Here is a 20,538-nt window from a genome sequence, read left to right as displayed (position 1 = left end):
TTCGAACATCTCACCTCTGACGAATAGCGTCTCTCGCGTTTCCCTACCGTAGCAATCCTCGCAACGCCCGGAAATCGCGAACCCGCACGACGTTTTCAAGATATGCGAGCCCGAATAGAGACGCGAGCAGCCCCCCTCGCACCGACGAATTCTGGAACACCCAAACGCTAAAAACGCGCGCTGGATAGCCTCCAACGCGCATTTCGAAGAACCGTTGGCGCCGGCGTCAGGAAGCGCCGGGCGCTGGCGCTGCCCGCCGCGACGCAGCGCTGACGAGGCGGCTTCCGCCGCCTGTCTGGACCTCGAAGATCGCCAGCTCGCGCGTCGTTCTTCCATCCGGCGTCAGAGCGAAAACGCCGTCAACACCAGCGAAACCCTGCTGCCTCGTCAACTCGGCTATCGGATATCCCCCGCCGCCGGTGGCCGTGTTCACAGCGCCGGCCAGCGCTCCAGCGTCGTAAGCCAGATCGGCAAGGGGCTTGGGCGTACGATGCGTCTGGGCTAGGAACGCCTGCACAAAGGCGCGGCGGTTAGCCGGATCAGGCGCGGCGTACCATGCCCCGGCCAACCCGCCCAGCTTGCCGGCAAACGCCGCCCACAGCCCCGGCCCCATAATCCGCACCTTGTCCCTCGTCACCTTGTTCGCTGCGAGGGCGTCGATCGTCGATTTCAGAGCGAGGCCGGTATCGCCAAGAAGCAGAGCGTCGAACGGCGGCGCGGCCAATTCCGCCGGGGTTGTCGCCGCAGGCGTAGCGACGGCTCCAGAAGCAGTGGGCGCCCCCCCTGCGGAGGCTGTGTCGTCCGATCCATCGAGGGGTTTTGGCGCGGCGATGGCCGAAGTGGCCCCCGGAGGATGATTGAGCGCCGCCGCAAGGTCCGGGGGAAGCGCGTCGGACGCGCTCGAAGCCGCGCCATTGGCGGCGTCGACCCTACTTTGATATGCGGAAAGCGTGGCGACGCCGGTCGTAATCGCATCGGCCCCGGTCGCGTGATAGACGATCTGGGCCGGGGCCAGGCCACGCGCCTGACAGGACCGCGACAACGCCTCACCAAGAGCGCGCCCGAGCGGATTGTCCGGAAGAAAAGCAGCGAATTGCCGCCGTCCCTCGGCTTGAGCCGCCGACACCAGCCTGTCGACCTGCTGCTCAGGCGTGACGCCCAGAATCCAGACGCCGGGCTGCGCCTGAGCCACATCGCTGGTGAACGCCAGCATCGGCGTTCCCGCCTGTCGCGCCATCGCCGAAATCTGCCCGGTATCCGCGCCGGTCAGGGGGCCAAGAACAATGCCGTCCCCGGAAGCCAGCGCCGCCTGCATGGCCGCCGCAGCGCCGCCGGTCGTGGCCGTATCGTGCGCATCGATCTGCAACGCGCCCGGATTGTTCCCTGCACCGCCTTGAGCGCCATGCCCTTGCGGGCCGACCGCGCGAGACACCGATCCCGTGACAGCCAGACGCGCGGCGGCCAGCATCTCGCTACCCAGAGCAGCGTTCGGGCCGCTTAGCGGAAGGAGCACGCCTATATTCCTGGAACCCGCCGCCCCTGCTGCTCCGGCGCCGGCTTCGCCGCCGCCATTCGCGCATGCTGAAAGGGCCGCCAGCGCCGTGACGGCGGTCAACGCCATACAGCGCCGCCCCACGGAAGCGCCGACAAAGCCGCCTTCGGACTTGCGCGCAGCCCCGGATGGGGCGACAGCTTGGATGGCCCCGCGCAACAGGAAGCCGCATGTCCGATCCATCTTTCGCCTCTTCTTCTGAACGCCTCAGCGACGGGGACGACGCCGACGCCGCCCTTCCCCATAGCGAAGGATTGCGGCCACGTCATGTCCGCGATGACTCAACCGAGACCGACGCAGGGGAATATCCTCTGGGTTACGAAAGCGAGGAACACGGACTTGACCCGGGATCACAACGCGGCGCCCTGACGCTGGTCGCAACGCCGATCGGAAATCTCGGAGATCTCCCCCCTCGAGCCGTCGAAGCCATGCGGGACGCGGATCTGGTTCTCTGCGAGGACACACGTGTCACGGCGCGACTGTTCTCCGAGCATGGCATCTCGCCACGATCAGAAGCCCTGCACGAACACAACGAGCGCCAGCGAACGCCAGCCCTTGTCGAGCGGTTGCGGCGGGGCGCGCGGATCGCGCTGGTCTCGGACGCGGGCATGCCGCTTCTGTCTGATCCAGGCTATCGCCTCACCCGCGCCGCCATTGACGCGGACGTACCAGTAACAGCGGTGCCCGGCCCGAACGCGGCACTGACTGCGCTGGTGCTGTCTGGTCTGCCGCCGCACCCTTTCCTGTTCCTTGGCTTCCCGCCGCCGCGTGGCGCGGCGCGGCGCAGCGCGTTCGCGACGTTGCGCGCAGCTGAACTGGCGGGGCTGCGGGCGACCCTGATATGGCACGAGGCGCCGCACCGGTTGGGCGAGATGCTCGCCGACCTCGCCGCCGCCTTTGGCGACGGACGCGCGGCCGTGGTGGCGCGGGAGCTGACCAAGCGTTTTGAGGAAGTGCGGCGCGGCGGCGCGGCGGAACTCGCCGCCGCCTACGCCGACAAACCGCCAAGAGGAGAGATTGTCGTAATGCTCGGTCCACCCGACGAGGATGAGGCCGGGGCGGACGACCTCGATACGAGCCTGTCGCAGGCTTTGGAGACGCATTCGGTCAAAGACGCCGCCGCACTGGTCGCCGCCGCAAGCGGCCTGCCGCGAAAGCTGGTCTACGCCCGCGCTCTTGAGCTTTCCGCCGTCCGCAAGAAATGAGGCCTTAAGCCGCCTTTCGTGGTCCCAGCGCATCGATGATGGCCGAAATCACGGTCCGGACTTCGTAAGGTTTGGCGATGACCGGCGCATCGCTAAACTCTTTCAGACTCTCGATGCGGTCTGCGTAGCCGGTTGTCAGAATGAACGGCACGCCACGCGTGCGCAGCGCGAACGCCACAGCCTCGCTGGTTTCGTCGCCGAGGTTGACGTCCAGCAGGACAACATCCGGCTCGGCGGCGTCTATACAGACGATCGCCTCTTCGACCGAACTCGCCGTCCTCACCTTGCAGCCTTCGAGTTCCCCCAGGTCCTGCTCCACTTCGAGCGCGATCAGCAACTGGTCCTCGACCACCAGGACGTCGAGCCCATCAAGCGAGATATGGTCTCCCGTTACGCCGCCCAGATCGGATCGTTCGTCATGAACGCCGATCCCGGCCTTCACGGGCGGGCCGAAACTTCCGGTCATCTGGGCTGCGTCAACCCGTTCGACCCAGTCGTCGCCGAAGCGCGCCTCCCCAGCGTAGCGGGCGGGAATTTCCAGCGTAACCTGCAAGCCGGCAGGATCGTAGGCGACCCGCGAAGCCCCCCCGAGTTCATACGCCATACCCCGCTCGATCAATGCGGAGCCGAAGCCACGCCTGACCGGCTCCCCAACCTGCGGTCCACCCTCCTCTCGCCAGGACAGGACCCACATCTTCCCGTCCGCCGACAGCCGCCACTGAATGCGCACGCCGCCGCCGGATACGCTGAGGGCGCCGTATTTCGCGGCGTTCGTGGCCAACTCATGCACAGTCAGAGCCGTGACAGAAAGCGCCTCGCCCTCAAGCCACAAGGCGGGGCCATCCAGCACGATCGACCGCCGACCGTCCGAGTACGGCTCAAGCTCGCTCTCCAGCATGTCCCTCAACATCCCCCCTCCGGAGGTGCGGACAATCTGGTCATGAGCGGAGGCGAGAGACCTTACCCGCCCGCGCATATGATGCAGATGCTCTTCCACCGCCCGCCCCTCGGGTGCCCGCTGCATAACGAGAGACTGCACGACAGCGAGGATATTCTTGACCCGGTGCGTCAGTTCCTCGTTCAGGGTGCGCAGCCGCTCGTCGTTTGAAGCCCGCTCGGCGAGCATACGCTGATGGTAGGCTCCCATGACTTCAATCAACGCGGATCGCAGCAACCCCGCGACCTCGACGTCCTCATCGCTCCACGGCAGAGCATGTCCGATAATGAAATCGCCGTAGAGAGTGAAGGAATTCTCCGCTTTCGCATCGCCGCCTCGCTCGCTTCCCGCCGGAGCGTCTTCGAGAGCGTTTTCCAGGACAATAGCGCCGGTGTCCCCGGATTCGTCATGCTCCTGCCGTGCTTCCTCGCGCAGCTTGTAGATGAGCTGCAGCGCCTCGTTACGAAACAGGAAAAGATAGTTTCCTGGTTCGGACGAAATCGGCACAACCATGACCCCGGCGATCCCGGGCGCAACAAGCGATACGTCGGAAAGTGTCCCGACCAGTTTGCGGGTGCTCCAAAGCTGTGAACCCGCGCGCTCGAGCGCTAGCTCCGCGAAAGGTCCGACCACGCTCGGGGCGGCCCCACACGGCGTCCACTCTCCGCCCAGCCAAAGAGCCGCGCCGTCACACGGAACAAACGCCTTCAGTTCCGCGAGCCGGGTCCGTAAATGCATCGGCATGTCGGAAGCCCGGGCGGCCTCCTTCAGAAATCTATCGATGAAGGCGAGCGTGCCGCGCGTGTACCGCAGTCGATTGGTCCGCAGCAACGTGACGATCTGAAGAGAGACGTACTCCCCGAACATCTTGACGAGAACACGTTGCGCCTGGGTCAGGCGCCTGGGCGTCCTGTGGTGACAGACGAACCCGCCCCAGGGCTCATCGTCTGCTATCAGGATATTGGATATGGCCGCCCGCGCATTCAGACATTCTAATGTCGCGCCAGCCCGTGTCAGATACGCAGGAGCAAGGCCGTCCGAAGTCGCTTCCGTAGCATCGACCAACGCGCGCTCACTCGACAGAACAGGAACAGGCTCAGCCCGCGTATCCGCCAGCATACGAAATCGTGTGCCGGGATAAGGCGGCAAATCGTGCGACGGCAGCAGGTTTTCGGCAAAACGCCGACGCAACAGGCTGGGCATTGCGGGATAGCGCGCTTCCGCCACCACCAGACTGAGCCCCTCTGGCTGATAACGGAAGAACACGACGCGATCGAAACGCAGCGTATCACGTAAAAGACGGACAACGGTGTCGAACAGATCAGGAAGGGAACTGATATCGCGCATCCGGTCGACCATTGTCCGGAGCGCCACCAGATAGGCTCCTGAATCTTCCCCGGGCACGACGGGTTCGAACTCGATCACCACGCGATCGGGTCCATCGAACGCCGAAACGTCGAACGCCTCGCCTGATGGCAAAGTCACGTGGAAGAACAAGACCGGGCGACGCACCCGTGGCGTCGCGCCCAATGCTTTCCTGATTGCGCGGGCCGCCTCGGCTCCCAGAAGCTGCTCGATAGAACGACCCGGAATATCCCCGGCTATCCCAAGCATTTCGGGCGCATTCGCCGAAAAATGCGTAGCTGCGCGCATAGCTGCGTCAAATGCGATGAGGCAACTGTGAGGCGGGACACTCGGCGGGATCGACCGCGTTTCCGTATAGGAACGAAATGTGGCGGTCGCCGCTCTCGTTATTTCCTCGTCAACCCGCATGTCCGTGTCGAAAGACCCGAACCAGCCCTGTCCGCCATCCCCCCTTTCGGCGGCGTACAGGCACGCGGAAGGACCAAGGGGGCTGCGCACATTCATGATACCACGAACTTCGAGGCGTCCGAGATCAGACTCCAGAAAGAGCAGCGCCTGAAGAGAGAAAAGACGGCACGACGTCGCCCGACCTTTCCGCCGTACTTTGGGGAAACTCTCCCCCCCCTCCAACTGATCGCCAACGCCCCTATAGTCATGCCCCCCGACATGTCGCCAGCAGCCGGGCGGACCGCCCCGATCCAGATCGCCCAGTTGCCTGCATTTTCAAGTTCTCATAACTCTCAAGACGGCACTTCGCAAATTCTTCGCATTTCCAATCGGCTTTCCTCTCCCTGCGCATAGTTCTCATGCGTCCTGTTCGCCTGCGTCCCTTCTGCAAGCGCCTGCGTCGCCGCATCTTCCGTCGTCACCCTCCCTACGCTGTCGCTTTACGCTCAATCGCCGCCATGCGGCTCACCGCACCGCTTAACGGAAGGGCCCGACAGCGCTATGAACAGAGGATGAACATCAGCAGGCATCGTCATGGCGTCAAACCGTAACGCCCCTGACCCGGGCGACGATCTCTTCGGCGAAGGCCCACCCACCCCCGGCGGCGTGCAAACTGGGGAGCGTACGCCGTCCACCGGCGGGCGTCACGCCGCCACCCAGCCGCTCGCCGACCGCCTGCGTCCGCGACGGCTGGAGGACGTGGTCGGTCAGGACCACCTGCTCGGCCCTGACGGCGCGCTGACGCGGATGCTGGCGCGCGGAACGCTCGCCAGCCTGATCCTTTGGGGAGGGCCGGGCGTCGGCAAGACCACCATCGCGCGGCTGCTCGCGGACGCAGCCTCCCTACGGTTCGTGCAGATTTCCGCGGTGTTCTCGGGCGTTGCCGATCTGAAGCGCGCTTTCGACGACGCGCGCCGCCTCGCGGGGACGGGGCGCAGCACGCTGTTGTTCGTCGACGAAATCCACCGCTTCAATCGCGCCCAGCAGGACGGCTTCCTGCCTGTCGTGGAGGATGGGACCATCGTGCTCGTCGGCGCCACGACGGAAAATCCCTCCTTCGCGCTGAACTCCGCCCTGCTTTCGCGATGTCAGGTGATGGTGTTGCGTCGGCTGGACGACGCGGCGCTCGAAGCGCTGCTCGTCCGGGCGGAAGAGGAAGCGGAGCATCCCCTCCCGCTCACCGAACCCGCGCGGGCGACATTGCGTGCGATGGCCGATGGCGACGGGCGATATCTGCTCAACATGGTGGAACAAATACTCGCGCTGAACGCTGTGGAACCACTCGACCCGCAGGCGCTCGCCTCGCTGCTGGCCAAGCGGGCCGTTCTATACGACCGGGACCGGGAGGAGCATTACAACCTCATCTCCGCGCTGCATAAATCCCTGCGCGGCTCGGACCCTGACGCGGCGCTCTACTGGTTCGCCCGCATGCTGGAGGGCGGCGAGGACCCCCGTTACCTCGCGCGCCGCCTGACGCGTTTCGCGGCCGAGGACGTTGGCATGGCCGACACGTCGGCGCTCCGGCTGGCCATCGCAGCGTGGGAGACGTACGAACGGCTGGGCTCACCGGAGGGAGAACTGGCGCTGGCGCAGCTGGTCGTGCATCTTGGAACAGCGCCGAAGTCGAACGCCGTCTACAAGGCTTACGGCGCTGCGCGACGGGCCGCCAAGGCGACCGGCAGCCTGATGCCGCCCGCTCATATTCTCAACGCACCGACGAAGCTCATGAAGGAAATCGGCTACGGCGCAGGGTATCAGTATGACCATGACGCCGACGACGCCTTCTCCGGCCAGAATTACTTCCCTGACGAGATGGAGCGGCAGAGTTTCTATCGGCCGACGGGGCGCGGATACGAACACGAAATCAAGCGAAGACTGGACACATGGACGCGAATGAGGGCAAGCCGCGCCTCCGAAGAAGAAATGTGAGGACGGTATTATGAGCGTGGCCATGTTGACGGTGAGCGAGGACGAGGCCGACATCCGGCTCGACCGCTATTTCCGACGCCACTATCCGCACCTCACACAAGGCGCGTTGCAGAAGTTGTGCCGCACGGGACAAATTCGTGTGGACGGCAAGCGCGTCGAGGCCAGCACGCGCCTCGCGCCCGGACAATCTGTTCGCGTGCCGCCGATCCCTGTGGCCGTCGGACCCGCGCGCGATGCGCCAAAGACGCTGGACCCGCGTCTGGCGCGCGAGATTCAGGGCATGGTCGTCTATTCCGACAAGCAACTCATCGTCCTGAACAAGCCCTCAGGCCTCGCGACACAAGGCGGCCCCGGCATCACGCATCATGTCGACATGATGCTCGACGGACTGCGCGAAGGGGGCGATCCGCGTCCCCGCCTCGTGCACCGCATCGACCGCGACACGTCCGGCCTGCTGCTGCTGGCCCGCACACCGGGCGTTGCGGCGAAACTCGCCGCCCTGTTTCGCGGACGCGACGTGAAAAAAACCTACTGGGCCGTGGTGGTCGGACGGCCCGACCCGCTTTCGGGAGAGATCGATCAGCCGCTCGCACGGTTGGGCGCAGGTCCCAACTCCATCACCATCCCCGCGCAGCGCGACGACGAGGACGCGCAGTTCGCTCGCACCGAGTACGAAGTGCTCGACTCTGCTGGTAAAAAATTCTCCTGGCTGAGCCTCTCGCCCCTGACGGGCCGGACGCATCAGTTGCGCGTGCATTGCGAGTCCATCGGCACTCCGATCCTCGGCGACCCGAAATACGGCGCGGAAAAAGCGCACGCCGACGGCTTTACGGATCGGCTGCACCTGCACGCGCGCAGCCTCACGCTGCCGCATCCCGCGGGCGGATGGCTGGAAGTCAGCGCCGAATTGCCGCCACATATGCGCGAGACTTTCCGCGCGCTCGGGTTCACGGCTGGCTCCACGCCAGCGCCGCGCAGGAGATAAGGCATGGGTTTGAAGCGCAGGATCGGCGTCGCCGCTGGTGGACTGGCCATCGTTCTGGTCGGCGCGACTGCGGCGTCGGCGCTTATGGACGCCGACTGGCTGCGCGCGCGCCTCGTCAACGCGGTGCAGCGCCAGACCGGACGGCAGTTGAGGATCGACTCGCTCCATGTCTGGCTGCTCCCCTATCCATGGATCGACGCCAAGGGCGTGGGGCTGACGGACATGCCCGATGGCGGGCGGGTCGAGATGTTCACGGCGGAAGAGGTGCGCGCCCGACTGGCGCTGACGCCGCTGTTCTCGCACCGGTTCGTGCTCGACGACGTGACGTTCATGAATCCCTCCCTGTCGCTGGAGCGGACTGACGACGGGCGCGCCAACTGGCGTTTCGCCGCGCCGCCTCAAGTCGCGACGACCGGTGAAGAAAAGTCCGATAGCAGTGCGCATGTGCGGTGGAACGTCGCCGTCGACGCCGTCCACGTGCGCGACGGCTCCCTTACCTGGGACGACCGCGTGCGTCGCATGTCCGGCGCGACGACGCTCGACAAGGCCGATATTTCAGGCCTGACCAACAACGTCGTCTCCCTCGACATTCATGGCCACCGCGCCGCCGCGACCTACACGCTGGCAGGCTCAACTGGCCCGTTTCCACCGCCTGCCGCCGCTCCGGGAACCCCGCCCTGGCCCGTTCACCTGACCGCCGCTCTGGCGGTGGACAAACGCCCTTCCGGGACATTGCATGTCGATGGCGCGATCCAAAACCCGGCGAACGCCACCGGCTACGCATTACAGATCACCGGGACGCTCGACGACCTTCGTTCCCTGAACGCGTTGTTTCCACATGCAAATCTACCGGAGTCGAGAAACGTCTCCCTTCAGACAGCCGTCAGCGGCGACGGCGCGGCCGTGGTCCTGAAGACTCTGCATCTGCACGCCGGATCGACCGACCTCGACGCTGTCCTGCCGAATCTGCGGACAAACAGCCTGACCTTCGACGCTTCGCAACCCACCGACCGCGTTGCTGTGGCGGTAGACGGCAAGCTGGGAGACCAGATTGTCAGTTTGCACGGCCTGCTCGGGACGCTTGAAGAAACCGGACGAGCATTGCGCGCGCCTGACGATCAGGCCCTACCGGTGAAGCTCGCCCTTGTTGAAGGACAGTCGTCGCTTACGCTGGACGGCGTCGCGGGCGGGCGTCGCACCGCGCTGGATATCCACGGTTCACTGCCATCCCTCGCCTTCGGTCCAGAAAAACCAACGCTGAACGGCTTGAAAGCCGACGGTCACGTCTCGAGCGACGCCTCTGTGTCGGTCCTGCGCGCGCATGACCCGGCGGCGCTGATGCGCGCGACACAGGCGACGCTCGATGTCGGGGCGCAGCGCGTGACTTGGCGTTCAGTGGCGTGGACCGACGTTTCGGCGCACGTCACGCTCGACAAGGCCGTTCTGACGGCGGACCCCATACGCGGCTCCGGCTCCGGCGTCGCGCAGATGGCCCGCTTCACCTACGACGCATCAAACGAAACGCCGCATCTGACCATTAGCGCTTCCCCCATAGTCGTCCCCTCGACGGCCGCCGCGTTCTGGTCGGGCGCACAGGGCCTTGCCGATGGATCGCTGCAGATCGTAGGCGACGTATCCGCCGACGGCGCATCCGCAGCAGCGTGGCGAAGCAGCCTGACCGGACACGCCGGAGCGTCGATGGTCGGCGGTCGCGTGAACGGCGCGGTGCTGGCCAGCCTGATCGGCCAGAGCATTCCCGTCCACGGCAATATCGGTCTGCGCTGCTTCGGCGCGCATATGCAGTTCGCGGACCAGCGGGCGACGATCGACCGGCTGGGGCTGGAAGCCGACCTCCTGTCCATGAGCGGACATGGAACCGTGGGCTTGGCCGATGGGGCGCTGGACCTTCACCTGCTGCCACATATCGGCGTCGGCGGCGCGTCCGCATCCTCCCCCGTTGGCGTCGGCGGCTCGCTCGCCTCTCCGTCGCCGCATCTGGAGCCGGGATCGAACGGACGCTTCGCCATCACCGTCGGCGGAAGCGGCGGGGAGGCGGACCCCTGCCCCGATCTTCTGGCCGCAGCCCGCGAGGGAGGTCCAGGTCCCGCCGCGGCTCCGGCCTCTACCCGGAAAGCTGACAAGCTGATGAACCTGCTACACGGGTTGTTCCATTGACGCACCCGACGAACGGACGCCCATGAGTTCACGCCCTGTCCCCGGCTCATCGTCCGGCCTGAAAAAACGCTTCTGGAGCGAAGCGTCCATCGTTGACGAGATGGAGGAGTTCGGCGTCGCTCTCGACGGTCGCCCTGTCCGGCTTCCCGGAGGGGCGCCATTGCGCGTGTCGTCTCGGGCGCTGGCCGAGGCGCTGGCGGAAGAATGGAGCCGCGCGGGGCAGGACGATGTGGAGAAGCGCTTCGGGCCGCTCGACCTGCCGCTGACCCGGATCACCGGCACAATGATAGAGCGCGTCGCGCCGGACCGCACCCATTTGATCAGCACGCTTATGGAATACGGCAAGAACGACGCACTGTGCTACTGGACTGACGAAGGCGGAGCGCTTGCTGAGCGGCAGCAAGCCGAATTGGCGCCGTGGCTTGCGTGGAGCGCCACGCGACTGGGCGCCAATCTGGTCAAGACGACTGGCCTGATGCCCGTCACGCAGCCACAGGAAGCTCTTGAGCGGCTCGAAGCCGCGCTTGTTGCGGCGTCTGATTCCGATCTGGCTGGTCTGGGCGTGGCGGTCCCGGCGCTCGGGAGTCTCGTGCTGGGTCTCGCGCTTATGGACGGCGTCCTGCCCGTGGACGACGCCGTCTCCCTGACGACTCTGGACGAGCAGGTGCAGATGGCGCGGTGGGGCGAGGACAGTGCGCTGCTTGACCGGATTGCGACTATCGCCGCCGACCTTTCCGACGCTGCGCGTTTTATGACTCTTGCGCGCTGAAATCGCGCCCACAAGGTCTCGCGGGCGAAAATTATTCCGTCGTTTTGTAACGAACCTGCTGTGACGTTTCTGTTTGCGCCCCGATTTTAGGATGTGTTCCTGAAGTCGTCGGGGGCGAGATTGGCACATCAGAGCTTTTTATATGGCTGAACATTTGCAGCTTTTGCTTCGCTCCTGATCAGCCGTCACTCGCATTGTGCGTCGGCAGGATCAGCGCCCGCACAGCAGATTACGTCACGCCGCGACGCCCCTACGAGCCCTTGCGTTCAGCATGGTCAGCGCTCCGCCGCAATTGATCGAAATTCGTCACAACTTCAGGGACCGCGGCGCTTATCGTCAGATATCGATCAAATCAAGGCATTGAAATAAAACGCATATATTTATTTCCTCCGCGCAGTCGACATCTTTTTCTGCTACACTGGCCGCTCTCTCGACACCGCCCAAGACGCCGCGAATCACTCCTGTCATCACGCAGGCAAAACCGCGAGGCGCCGTCGCGTCCTCCCCGCCAACTCGTAATGTTCGAGAGATTTCGCGTCCATTTCCATGAATGGGCTAAGGTCGCCGCAAGGTATTGATCCGGTACGCGCGCGTTCTTCTACCGACGTCACAGAGAAAAGATGTCCGTCATCTTACAAATACGCCACGATTTCGCCTTAGAGCCGCGCTTTATCTCACAAGACAAAATAACCGAACCGTCAGAGACAGTTGGTAACTTGCAACTCTGACGCAGCCGGGAGCACGGTCGGCGCGAACGCAACGGCGGCGCATCGTCGGGACGGGCAGGAAAGGGAACATGATGGAGCACTCCGCATATCAGACGCCCGGCGACACTCTCGCCACGCGAGCGCGCAACTCTTGGCAAGTCGGGAAGATGGGAGGCGTGACGCGCAGCACGCCGGAGCGCATCCGGCGCAAGGCCGCGCATCTTTTCGCCACCTTCGCAATGGGCGCTTGGCTGTTGCTGGCGGTGGTTCCGTTCGTCGTGGTGCTGGTCGAGATCGGCTGAGCCTGAACGCGAACTCCGCCTGAGGCATTGACGATCTCCCTCAGGCCGAAGTTGTCTTCCGCGCCTTTCCTCGCCCCGAAGCTCCGCCGCGCCTTTTCGAAGGGTCGTAGCCTCCGCCCCCCGGCCCCAGCGGCGTCGGGGTAAACTCCTTCTTTCGTCCCGACGGCTCGCCCTTACGTCCCTGACGCGACGCCGCAACAGGCGGCGGTTCGAGCCCAAGTTGCAGCGCCTCGAGCCGCTTGACCTCGTCGCGCAGCCTCGCGGCGGTCTCAAATTCCAGATCCGCAGCGGCGGCGCGCATGCGCTTCTCCAGTTCGGCGATGCTGGCTTCCAAAGATTTGCCGACGAACTCCCCGGCGCCTTCCTGCGTGGGCGCGACCGTCACGTAATCCTGTTCGAACACCGAATTGACGATCGAACCGATCTGCTTGCGAACGCTCTGCGGCGTCACCCCGTTGGCGGCGTTCCACGCGGCCTGCTTTTCCCTGCGCCGCGCCGTCTCCTCGATGGCGTATCGCAGGCTGTCGGTCATCTTGTCGGCATAGAGGATCACCCGGCCGTCAACGTTGCGGGCGGCGCGGCCGATCGTCTGGATCAACGACGTACGGGAGCGCAGGAAGCCTTCCTTGTCCGCGTCCAGAATCGCGACCAGAGAGCACTCAGGAATATCCAATCCCTCGCGCAGCAGGTTGATGCCGATCAGCACGTCGAACGCGCCCAGACGCAGATCGCGGATGATCTCGATCCGCTCCAGCGTGTCGATGTCGGAATGCAGATAGCGCACCTTGATCCCGGCCTCGTCGAGATATTCCGTCAGATCCTCCGCCATCCGCTTGGTGAGCGTCGTGACGAGAACCCGCCCGCCTTTCGCCACCGTATCGCGGCATTCGGCCAGCAGGTCGTCCACCTGTTTCTCGACGGGGCGCACCTCTGTTACCGGGTCGATCAGCCCGGTCGGGCGAATCACCTGCTCGCTGAACGTCCCCTGCGTCCGTTCCATCTCCCACGGCCCCGGTGTCGCGCTGACGAAGACGGTCTGCGGTCGATAGCTCTCCCACTCCTCGAACTTCAAAGGACGGTTGTCGAGGCATGACGGCAGCCGGAAACCAAATTCCGACAGGATCGACTTCCGCGCGTGGTCTCCGCGCTCCATCCCGCCAATCTGCGGCACGGTGACGTGGCTTTCGTCCACGATCAGCAACGCATCCTCGGGCAAGTACTCGAACAAGGTTGGCGGTGGTTCCCCCGCTTTTCGACCCGACAGATAGCGCGAGTAGTTTTCAATGCCCTTGCAGACGCCCGTCGTCTCGATCATCTCCAGATCGAAGGTCGTACGCTGCTGGAGGCGCTCGATCTCCAGCAATTTGCCCTGTTTCGTGAACTGGTCGAGCCGCTCGCGAAGTTCCTGCTTGATGGAGACGACGGCCTGATTAAGCGTAGGGCGCGGCGTGACGTAGTGGCTGTTTGCGTAGAGACTGACCTCCTGCAAATCTGCGGTCTTCTCGCCTGTCAGCGGATCGAATTCGATGATCTGGTCGATCTCGTCCCCGAACAGGGTCACGCGCCACGCGCGGTCCTCGTTCTGTACGGGAAAGATATCGACGCTTTCGCCGCGCACGCGGAACGAGCCGCGCACGAAAGCGGCGTCGTTACGCTTGTACTGAAGCTCAACCAGCGCCTTGATCAGCCTGTCCCGGTCGATCTCTCCTTCGGCCTCCAGACGCACGACCATGCGCGAATACGTCTCGACCGATCCTATGCCGTAGATGCAAGAGACCGAGGCGACGATGATCACGTCGTTCCGCTCCAGCAACGCCTGCGTGGCGGCGTGGCGCATACGATCAATCTGCTCGTTTATCTGGCTGTCTTTTTCGATGTAGGTGTCGGTGCGCGGCACATACGCTTCCGGCTGGAAATAGTCGTAGTAGCTGACGAAATATTCGACCGCGTTGTTCGGAAAGAACTGTTTCATCTCTCCATAAAGCTGTGCCGCCAGCGTCTTGTTCGGGGCAAGGATCAACGTCGGTTTCTGAGTCGCCTCGATGACCTTCGCCATGGTGAAAGTCTTGCCGGACCCGGTGACGCCAAGCAGCACCTGATCCCGCTCGCCCTCCATGACTGCCTTCGACAGTTCGGCTATGGCCTGCGGTTGATCGCCCGCTGGCTCATATTCCGAGACCACCTCCATCCGGAAGCGCTTTTCCTTCGCCGGAAGCCGCTCGGGCTGGAACAGAAGCGCTGGATTAGCTTGCAGGGAGGATCGGGAGGGTGCGGCCATTGAAGAAAAATGGGCGCTTCGGTCCGACGCCGCAAGCCATCTCGCACGGCTTCGCAACGGTTTTATGGTCGGGATGCAGTGCCCAAACCAAAGCGTGGCGGAAGATGGTCGTCCATGGTTTTTAGAGCCGTGGACGACCAGTCTGTTTGGCTGCCTACCAGCCCGTTAATGGCCGACAGGAAACAGGCTCAGCGCTTCCACCAGCCGGTGCGCGCCTTGCCCTTCGGGGCGTCTTCGCCGATCACCACCGGCTCCACGACGACAGCGTCACGCGGGGCGGGCTTCGTCGCAGCCGGAGCCTCGACTTCGGCAACGACCGCCTCAATCGGCGTTTCCGTATCGGCCGTCTTGGCGCGGCGCGTGCGGGTCCGGCGACGCGGTGCGGGCTCCGCCGCCTCACCCTCAGCCGCCTCCTGCGCAGGGGCATCGGCGACTGCGATACTTTCCTCTACCGCGGCTTTAGCAGAACGGCGGCGACGGGCCGGACGACGCGCAGGCTCTTCAGCGACGGCGGGTTCCGGCGTCGGCTCGACGGCAGGAGCTTTCACCTCGGTCACCAGCGACTCGGCAGGCTCAACCACGATGGGGGCCTCGATTTCGACAGGAGCCGGCTGAGACGTGCGCGGCGGCGGGGCCTCCTCACGCTCGGCCTGATCCATCATGTCGAAAATGTCGAAGTTGCCGCCAAACGGGTCCGCCGGAGTGGGGCCACGCCAGACCGGGGCCGCAGTCGGGCGCGGTTGCGGCTGACGCGCGGGGGCCGGCTGGAAAGCGGGACGGGCCGGAGCCTGAGGCTGGCGTTGCTGCGGCCGCTCCTGAGCGCTCTCGCTTTCCGACTGCCCTTTACGGGAGTGACGCGTACGCATCCGCCCCGGCACGAGGTTCTCGGCCGCACGTGCGGCGTCTTCGCCATTCGGCGCGTCGGGCGCAACAACCGGAGTCTCGTCCGCGTCATCGTCGTCGTCGCCCTGCTCGTCCAACGCCTCGTCAACCTGACCAAGCTGCGCCTGCTCGCCACTCTGGCCGTTGTCGCGTTGCCCGCCACGACGACGGCGGCGGCGACGACGGCGACGCGGCTGCTCGCCATCCCCCTCCTCTGAACGCGAAGCGGCAGGAACTCCGGAGCGAGCTTCGGCGGGCGCGTCCACCGAAGCGTATTCGTCCTGCTCATCCGCAGCCACGACCGGCGGTGCGTCCGCAATCGGGATGGAGCGGGCGGGCCGCGACTGTGTCGGCCGCACGTCATCAGCTACGACGTCCGGGCGGTTCTCAAGAGCAGCGACGGTGGCTTCCGTCGTCACCGGCGTCGCGACAGCCTCGGGCGCGTCGAAACGCGCGGTCTGCGGCTTGTGACGCTCGATCCGCACCTGAGGCGGCGGCAGCGTCGCATCGGCTGCGAAGTAGACGCGCATCTTGTGGCGCGTCTCGATGCCGTTCACCCAGTCGCGCTTGTTGTTGAGGATGTAGAGCGCGATGTCAGCCGCCACATGGACGGTGACTTCCGAAGCGCGGCGCAGCGCCCCTTCGTCCTCCACGGCGCGCAGCACATGCAGCGCAGAGCTTTCGATCCCGCGAACAATGCCCGTGCCCTGACAGTGGGGGCAGGCCATGAACGCCGTTTCAGCGACCGACGGGCGAAGACGCTGGCGCGACATCTCAAGAAGGCCGAAATGCGAGATTCCACCGACCTGAATGCGCGCCCGATCGTTGCGAAGCGCATCCTTCAGACGCCGCTCGACCTGCGCGTTGTGACGGCGGGACTCCATATCGATGAAGTCGATGACGATCAGCCCAGCCAGATCGCGCAGACGCAGCTGACGCGCGACTTCGTCGGCGGCTTCGAGGTTGGTCTTGACCGCCGTCTCTTCGATGTTCCGCTCGCGCGTCGCACGGCCAGAGTTGACGTCGATCGAGACCAGCGCTTCAGTCTGGTTAATGACCAGATAGCCGCCAGAGCGAAGCTGCACGGTCGGCGACAGCATCGCGTCGAGATGCCCTTCGACCTGATAATGGCTGAAGAGAGGCTGGTGCTCCTTGCGCCACAGCACGACCTTCTGCGCGCTCTGCGGCATCAACATGCGCATGAAGTCGCGCGCCGAGCGCCAGCCGGGTTCGCCATCCACGACGATCTCTTCGACGTCGCGGGTGTAAACGTCGCGGATCGCCCGTTTGACGAGGCTGGCCTCTTCATAGATCAGCGTCGGCGCGACCGACTTCATCGTGTGCTCGCGAATCTCGTCCCAGAGATGCAGCAGATACTCGCAGTCCCGCATGACCTCGGGACGCGGACGCTGCGCGCCAGCGGTGCGAACGATCATGGCCATGCCGCGCGGAAGCTGCAGCTCGGCGATGATCTCCTTCAGGCGCTTGCGGTCGCTGACGGCCGTGATCTTGCGGGACACGCCGCCGCCGCGCAGGGCGTTCGGCATCAGCACGCAATAACGACCGGCGAGCGAAACGTAGGTGGTCAGCGCGGCGCCCTTGTTACCACGCTCCTCCTTCACGACCTGCACCAGAAGAATCTGACGGCGACGGATAACTTCCTGAATCTTGTAGCTGCGCAGGAAACGCGCCATGCGCTTCTGGACGAGGGCTTCTTCGCCCGTGTCAGTCTCGCCACCCACGTAATCCGGGGCCGACCGCGTATGGTCGTCGGACGCAACCGGTTCGCCGCCCTCCGCCTCGGTCGTCGCTTCGGCGGACGGATCGACCTCACCGTCTTCGGCGGGCGCTGCCTCGCTGTCGGCAGCCTCTTCGGCCTCCTGCGCGGCGGCTTCGTCTTCTTCCTGAAGCGCCAGCAGCTTCTCTCGGTCAGCGACCGGAATCTGGTAATAGTCGGGATGGATTTCGCTGAAAGCGAGGAACCCGTGGCGGTTGCCGCCATATTCGACGAACGCGGCCTGCAGGCTCGGTTCGACGCGGATCACCTTGGCGAGATAGATATTTCCCTTGAGCTGTTTGCGGTTGGCGGCCTCGACGTCATAATCCTCGAGACGGTTACCATCCATCACGACGACGCGGGTTTCTTCCGCGTGCGTCGCGTCGATCAGCATACGCTTGGTCATAAAAAGAAAAACTCCGGTGCCCGCGCGTTCTTCCAGCCGGGCGCAACCGGTCGGACAACGACCGGGCTACGCGGGGGAACGCGTCGGGAAAATCGACTGAACGATCAGTGGTGGCGTTGGCGATCGCGGTCGGCGGAGCGTTCTTGAGCAGTGCGGACAGAAGCGGCGCCGGGACCGGGCGAATGTCGCCACGACCTGCCTTGCGCGCTGTCAGCCTGATCAGACTAGCTCTCATCCATCCTTACGATCGGCAATAGGTCTGCGCCGACCCGTAACCGCGCCATTCGCCGGAAAACGGCGACAGGCGGTGTCAGAAGGCGGCCACGCGGCAGGCCTGTGATCGACCATGCCACATGACAATACCATGACCGAAATGGACGCCCTGCGCAAGCGGCGCGTGACGCGCCTGCCCCGGCAGGTCTGTCGTGACATCAAGAAACCGCCACAAGTGCATGAATTAATGACTTAGGCATAAAAATATGAAACTGTCCCCCTGTCATACACCGGAAGGCCAGATGACGAAAAACGAGAGAACATGCGCCCCGGCCTCGACCGAACCTGCTGCGCAAACCCGGCAGTTCAAACAGGGGCTGCTGGACGGTTGCGGCTCGAAGGGGATCGACGTCGCCTCCCGGTCGACTGAACGCGTCGATCTTATCCGCCGCGCGACCCTTTTCGTGGGTCTCGCCCCTCTGGTCCCGACAGCGGCCCTCGCGCGATCGCACCCCCACGCCCATACATTAAGCGCGCCGCATTCATCTCCGACGCATACCGCCCCCCTGCATGCGCCTGCGGTGATCCGGAAAGCCGCCGCCCCCCTTCCGCTCGTCATGCTCGATCCGGGACACGGCGGAAAAGACCCGGGCGCCATTGGATATTCAGGCACCTTCGAAAAGCACGTCGCCGAAGCGGCCGCCAATGAACTTGAACGGCAATTGCTCGCCACGGGCCGCTATCGCGTGGCGATGACGCGGACTGGCGACCGTTTCATTCCCCTCGAAGGGCGCGTCGATATGGCGCAGGCCCACAAGGCGGAACTGTTCATATCGATGCACGCTGACGCTCTGCACGACGCCTCCGTCCGGGGCGCCAGCGTCTACACCCTGTCCAGCAACGCCTCCGACAGCCAGACCGCGACGATCGCGCAAAGCGAGAACAGCGCGGACCTGTTCGGCGGACCGCATGTCCATGCGACGTCGCCCGCCGTGCAGCAGATTCTGGCGAGCCTTGTTTCAGAAGAGACAAGGCGCGGATCGGCGCATATGGCCAGTTCCGTCGTCTCCTCCCTGTCGTCCCGCCTGACGATGCTCAGCAATCCGCACCGGCATGCGGCCTTCGTTGTCCTGAAGGCGGCGGACATCCCGTCCGTGCTTGTCGAGATGGGCTTCATGTCCAACCGCATGGACGAAGCCGCCCTGCGCGCCGCCGGACACCGCGCCATGGTGGCGGGGGCGATGCGCGACGCCGTCGATCGATACTTCATGTCGGCGGGCGTTGGCGTCGGCTGAACGCCGCACCTTCTGACTCCCTACGATATGGGGCCGTCCACGGGCTTATGCGTCGCAGACGCCTTCGAGACGACCGACCGAACGCCCATCATTCTCCCGCGGCCCTTCGAACGGCAGAACGGGCGTTATCGACGACCCAACTCGCAATCTCACCAACGTCGCTCAGCCTGAATGTCACAAGAGAGGGCGGCAGGTCGGCCAGCGCATCGCAAGCGTCACCAAGAGCGACGGCGCGCACAGCAGGATGTTCGGGCCATAGCGGCGGCTTGCCGACTTCCCGACGCCACACCTCCAGAGCGACTGGCAAACGGGCGCCGAACCCTTCGACGAGAATGATGTCCACCGGCTCCATGCGCCCCGCCAGACTGTCGATGTCTGGCTCTTCCTGCGTCGACTGCTGCTCATGCATCAACGCCCAGCGTGAGCCTGTGGCCAGCATGATCTCACGCGCGCCCGCTTCCCTGTGGCGAAAACTGTCCTTTCCCGGCCGATCGAGATCGAAGCCGTGATGGGCGTGCTTGATCGTCGACACGGTCTTTCCCAAGGCGGCCAGCGCCGGAATCAGTCGCTCGATCAACGTGGTTTTGCCCATTCCGCTTCGCCCGGCGATTCCCATCAGCAATGGAGGCTTCATCCGTTACAGCGTCCTTTTCACCCCATGCGCTCGCCCGTCAGGGCTGCGTAATCGCAGCGCAGCGCGTATGCTATTTCAGGAACGGGTCTGTGGCGGCAAGGACCACCATTGCTCACGGAGGCGATCATAAGGCAATGCGCGAACTTCCTGCACGCATCCGGAAGGACGACATGAGCGACGACCGCCGCCCTGCCGCGCTCATTCTTGCTGGCGGCGAAGCGCGGCGTTTGAATGGCGTCGACAAGGCCAGCCTGGATCTCGGTGGCGCGACGCCCCTGTCTCTGCTCGTCGCCGCCTTGCAGGACGCGTGCGACGCCATCGCGATCAGCACGAACACGCGGAACCCGGCGACGGCGGCCCTTGAAAAGCCCATGCTCGCCGACCCGATCCCCGGCGTCGGCCCTCTTGGAGGCGTGCTTGCCGGACTTGAGTGGGCGCACGGCGAAGGCTTCGCCAGACTTCTGACCGTACCCGGCGACACGCCCTTCATCCCGTCCAGTCTAACCGGGAAACTGGCTGCGCCGCTCTCCGTGGCGTCATCGGGCGGGCGAACCCACCCACTAATCGCTTGCTGGCCGACATCGGCCGCTCCGACGCTTCGGAACTGGATCGAGGAGCGCATAGCGGACGCTCGGCCGGACGCAGGAAAATCGGCAGTGTGGCGGGGCCGTGGTTTTTTT

General features: G+C 64.6%; 14 protein-coding genes. 8 read left to right on the top strand and 6 right to left on the bottom strand.

Going from position 1 to position 20,538, the window contains the following annotated elements; all coding sequences use genetic code 11:
• Positions 1-226: 226 nt before the first annotated feature.
• Positions 227-1,735: a penicillin-binding protein activator gene (locus HK28_RS04830; RefSeq protein WP_233140359.1), complete on the bottom strand. Its 1,509-nt coding sequence runs from the start codon at positions 1,733-1,735 to the stop codon at positions 227-229.
• Between HK28_RS04830 and rsmI the strand changes: the two genes are divergently transcribed.
• The gene (gene rsmI / locus HK28_RS04825) at positions 1,723-2,757 is read left to right on the top strand and encodes a 16S rRNA (cytidine(1402)-2'-O)-methyltransferase (RefSeq protein ID WP_086643486.1); all 1,035 of its coding nucleotides are present in this window, start codon (positions 1,723-1,725) and stop codon (positions 2,755-2,757) included. The two genes, HK28_RS04830 and rsmI, sit on opposite strands and share 13 nt — an antisense overlap.
• Positions 2,758-2,761: 4 nt before the next feature.
• Here rsmI and HK28_RS04820 read toward each other — a convergent pair whose 3' ends face one another.
• Positions 2,762-5,563, bottom strand: a complete 2,802-nt coding sequence (locus HK28_RS04820; protein ID WP_143217321.1) for an HWE histidine kinase domain-containing protein — start codon at positions 5,561-5,563, stop codon at positions 2,762-2,764.
• A 477-nt stretch (positions 5,564-6,040) separates the two neighbouring features.
• On the opposite strand from HK28_RS04820, the gene HK28_RS04815 reads away from it, so the two are divergent.
• The 5 genes from HK28_RS04815 to HK28_RS04795 all read left to right on the top strand — a co-directional run bounded on the left by HK28_RS04815 (position 6,041) and on the right by HK28_RS04795 (position 12,373).
• Positions 6,041-7,435 (top strand): replication-associated recombination protein A, encoded by a 1,395-nt coding sequence (locus tag HK28_RS04815; protein WP_086643484.1) that lies wholly within the window; start codon positions 6,041-6,043, stop codon positions 7,433-7,435.
• A 10-nt stretch (positions 7,436-7,445) separates the two neighbouring features.
• Positions 7,446-8,420: an RluA family pseudouridine synthase gene (locus tag HK28_RS04810; protein WP_086643483.1), complete on the top strand. Its 975-nt coding sequence runs from the start codon at positions 7,446-7,448 to the stop codon at positions 8,418-8,420.
• 3 nt (positions 8,421-8,423) lie between these two features.
• Complete coding sequence (locus tag HK28_RS04805) at positions 8,424-10,595, top strand: AsmA family protein (protein WP_086643482.1); 2,172 nt, start codon at positions 8,424-8,426, stop codon at positions 10,593-10,595.
• 22 nt (positions 10,596-10,617) lie between these two features.
• The gene (locus HK28_RS04800; RefSeq protein WP_086643481.1) at positions 10,618-11,364 is read left to right on the top strand and encodes an ATP12 family chaperone protein; all 747 of its coding nucleotides are present in this window, start codon (positions 10,618-10,620) and stop codon (positions 11,362-11,364) included.
• Positions 11,365-12,160: 796 nt separating this feature from the next.
• A complete protein-coding gene (locus HK28_RS04795) occupies positions 12,161-12,373 on the top strand; it encodes a hypothetical protein (protein WP_086643480.1) in 213 nt (70 codons plus the stop codon).
• Between the two features lie 40 nt (positions 12,374-12,413).
• Here the strand turns inward: HK28_RS04795 and uvrB are convergent, their stop codons facing one another.
• The 3 genes from uvrB to HK28_RS14225 all read right to left on the bottom strand — a co-directional run bounded on the left by uvrB (position 12,414) and on the right by HK28_RS14225 (position 17,951).
• Positions 12,414-14,651 carry an excinuclease ABC subunit UvrB gene (uvrB, locus tag HK28_RS04790; RefSeq protein WP_086643479.1) on the bottom strand — a complete coding sequence of 746 codons (2,238 nt, stop codon included), beginning with the start codon at positions 14,649-14,651 and terminating at the stop codon, positions 12,414-12,416.
• Positions 14,652-14,839: 188 nt separating this feature from the next.
• Entirely contained in the window at positions 14,840-17,716 is a 2,877-nt protein-coding gene (locus HK28_RS04785) for a ribonuclease E/G (protein WP_086643478.1), read from the bottom strand.
• Positions 17,649-17,951 (bottom strand): hypothetical protein, encoded by a 303-nt coding sequence (locus tag HK28_RS14225; protein ID WP_143217320.1) that lies wholly within the window; start codon positions 17,949-17,951, stop codon positions 17,649-17,651. Before HK28_RS14225 ends, HK28_RS04785 begins: the two co-directional genes overlap by 68 nt.
• A 280-nt stretch (positions 17,952-18,231) precedes the next feature.
• Here HK28_RS14225 and HK28_RS04780 point away from each other — a divergent pair, with 280 nt between their 5' ends.
• Complete coding sequence (locus HK28_RS04780; protein WP_086643477.1) at positions 18,232-19,224, top strand: N-acetylmuramoyl-L-alanine amidase; 993 nt, start codon at positions 18,232-18,234, stop codon at positions 19,222-19,224.
• Between the two features lie 88 nt (positions 19,225-19,312).
• Here HK28_RS04780 and mobB read toward each other — a convergent pair whose 3' ends face one another.
• Positions 19,313-19,858, bottom strand: coding sequence for a molybdopterin-guanine dinucleotide biosynthesis protein B (mobB, locus tag HK28_RS04775; RefSeq protein WP_086643476.1), 546 nt, complete (start codon positions 19,856-19,858; stop codon positions 19,313-19,315).
• 134 nt (positions 19,859-19,992) lie between these two features.
• On the opposite strand from mobB, the gene HK28_RS04770 reads away from it, so the two are divergent.
• The coding region (locus HK28_RS04770; RefSeq protein ID WP_158093396.1) for a molybdenum cofactor guanylyltransferase at positions 19,993-20,538 on the top strand (546 nt) is incomplete at its 3' end.

The organism is Acetobacter sp. DsW_063, from assembly GCF_002153745.1.
GTDB lineage: Bacteria > Pseudomonadota > Alphaproteobacteria > Acetobacterales > Acetobacteraceae > Acetobacter.
This window is presented reverse-complemented; position numbering and strand designations above follow the sequence as displayed.

Excerpts from the sequence above, each read along its gene's own strand:
- rsmI (WP_086643486.1), top strand. The coding sequence starts at position 1,723 with ATGTCCGATCCATCTTTCGCCTCTTCTTCTGAACGCCTCAGCGACGGG.
- HK28_RS04830 (WP_233140359.1), bottom strand. The coding sequence starts at position 1,735 with ATGGATCGGACATGCGGCTTCCTGTTGCGCGGGGCCATCCAAGCTGTC.
- HK28_RS04820 (WP_143217321.1), bottom strand. The coding sequence starts at position 5,563 with ATGAATGTGCGCAGCCCCCTTGGTCCTTCCGCGTGCCTGTACGCCGCC.
- HK28_RS04815 (WP_086643484.1), top strand. The coding sequence starts at position 6,041 with ATGGCGTCAAACCGTAACGCCCCTGACCCGGGCGACGATCTCTTCGGC.
- HK28_RS04810 (WP_086643483.1), top strand. The coding sequence starts at position 7,446 with ATGAGCGTGGCCATGTTGACGGTGAGCGAGGACGAGGCCGACATCCGG.
- HK28_RS04805 (WP_086643482.1), top strand. The coding sequence starts at position 8,424 with ATGGGTTTGAAGCGCAGGATCGGCGTCGCCGCTGGTGGACTGGCCATC.
- HK28_RS04800 (WP_086643481.1), top strand. The coding sequence starts at position 10,618 with ATGAGTTCACGCCCTGTCCCCGGCTCATCGTCCGGCCTGAAAAAACGC.
- HK28_RS04795 (WP_086643480.1), top strand. The coding sequence starts at position 12,161 with ATGATGGAGCACTCCGCATATCAGACGCCCGGCGACACTCTCGCCACG.
- uvrB (WP_086643479.1), bottom strand. The coding sequence starts at position 14,651 with ATGGCCGCACCCTCCCGATCCTCCCTGCAAGCTAATCCAGCGCTTCTG.
- HK28_RS04785 (WP_086643478.1), bottom strand. The coding sequence starts at position 17,716 with ATGACCAAGCGTATGCTGATCGACGCGACGCACGCGGAAGAAACCCGC.
- HK28_RS14225 (WP_143217320.1), bottom strand. The coding sequence starts at position 17,951 with ATGAGAGCTAGTCTGATCAGGCTGACAGCGCGCAAGGCAGGTCGTGGC.
- HK28_RS04780 (WP_086643477.1), top strand. The coding sequence starts at position 18,232 with ATGACGAAAAACGAGAGAACATGCGCCCCGGCCTCGACCGAACCTGCT.
- mobB (WP_086643476.1), bottom strand. The coding sequence starts at position 19,858 with ATGAAGCCTCCATTGCTGATGGGAATCGCCGGGCGAAGCGGAATGGGC.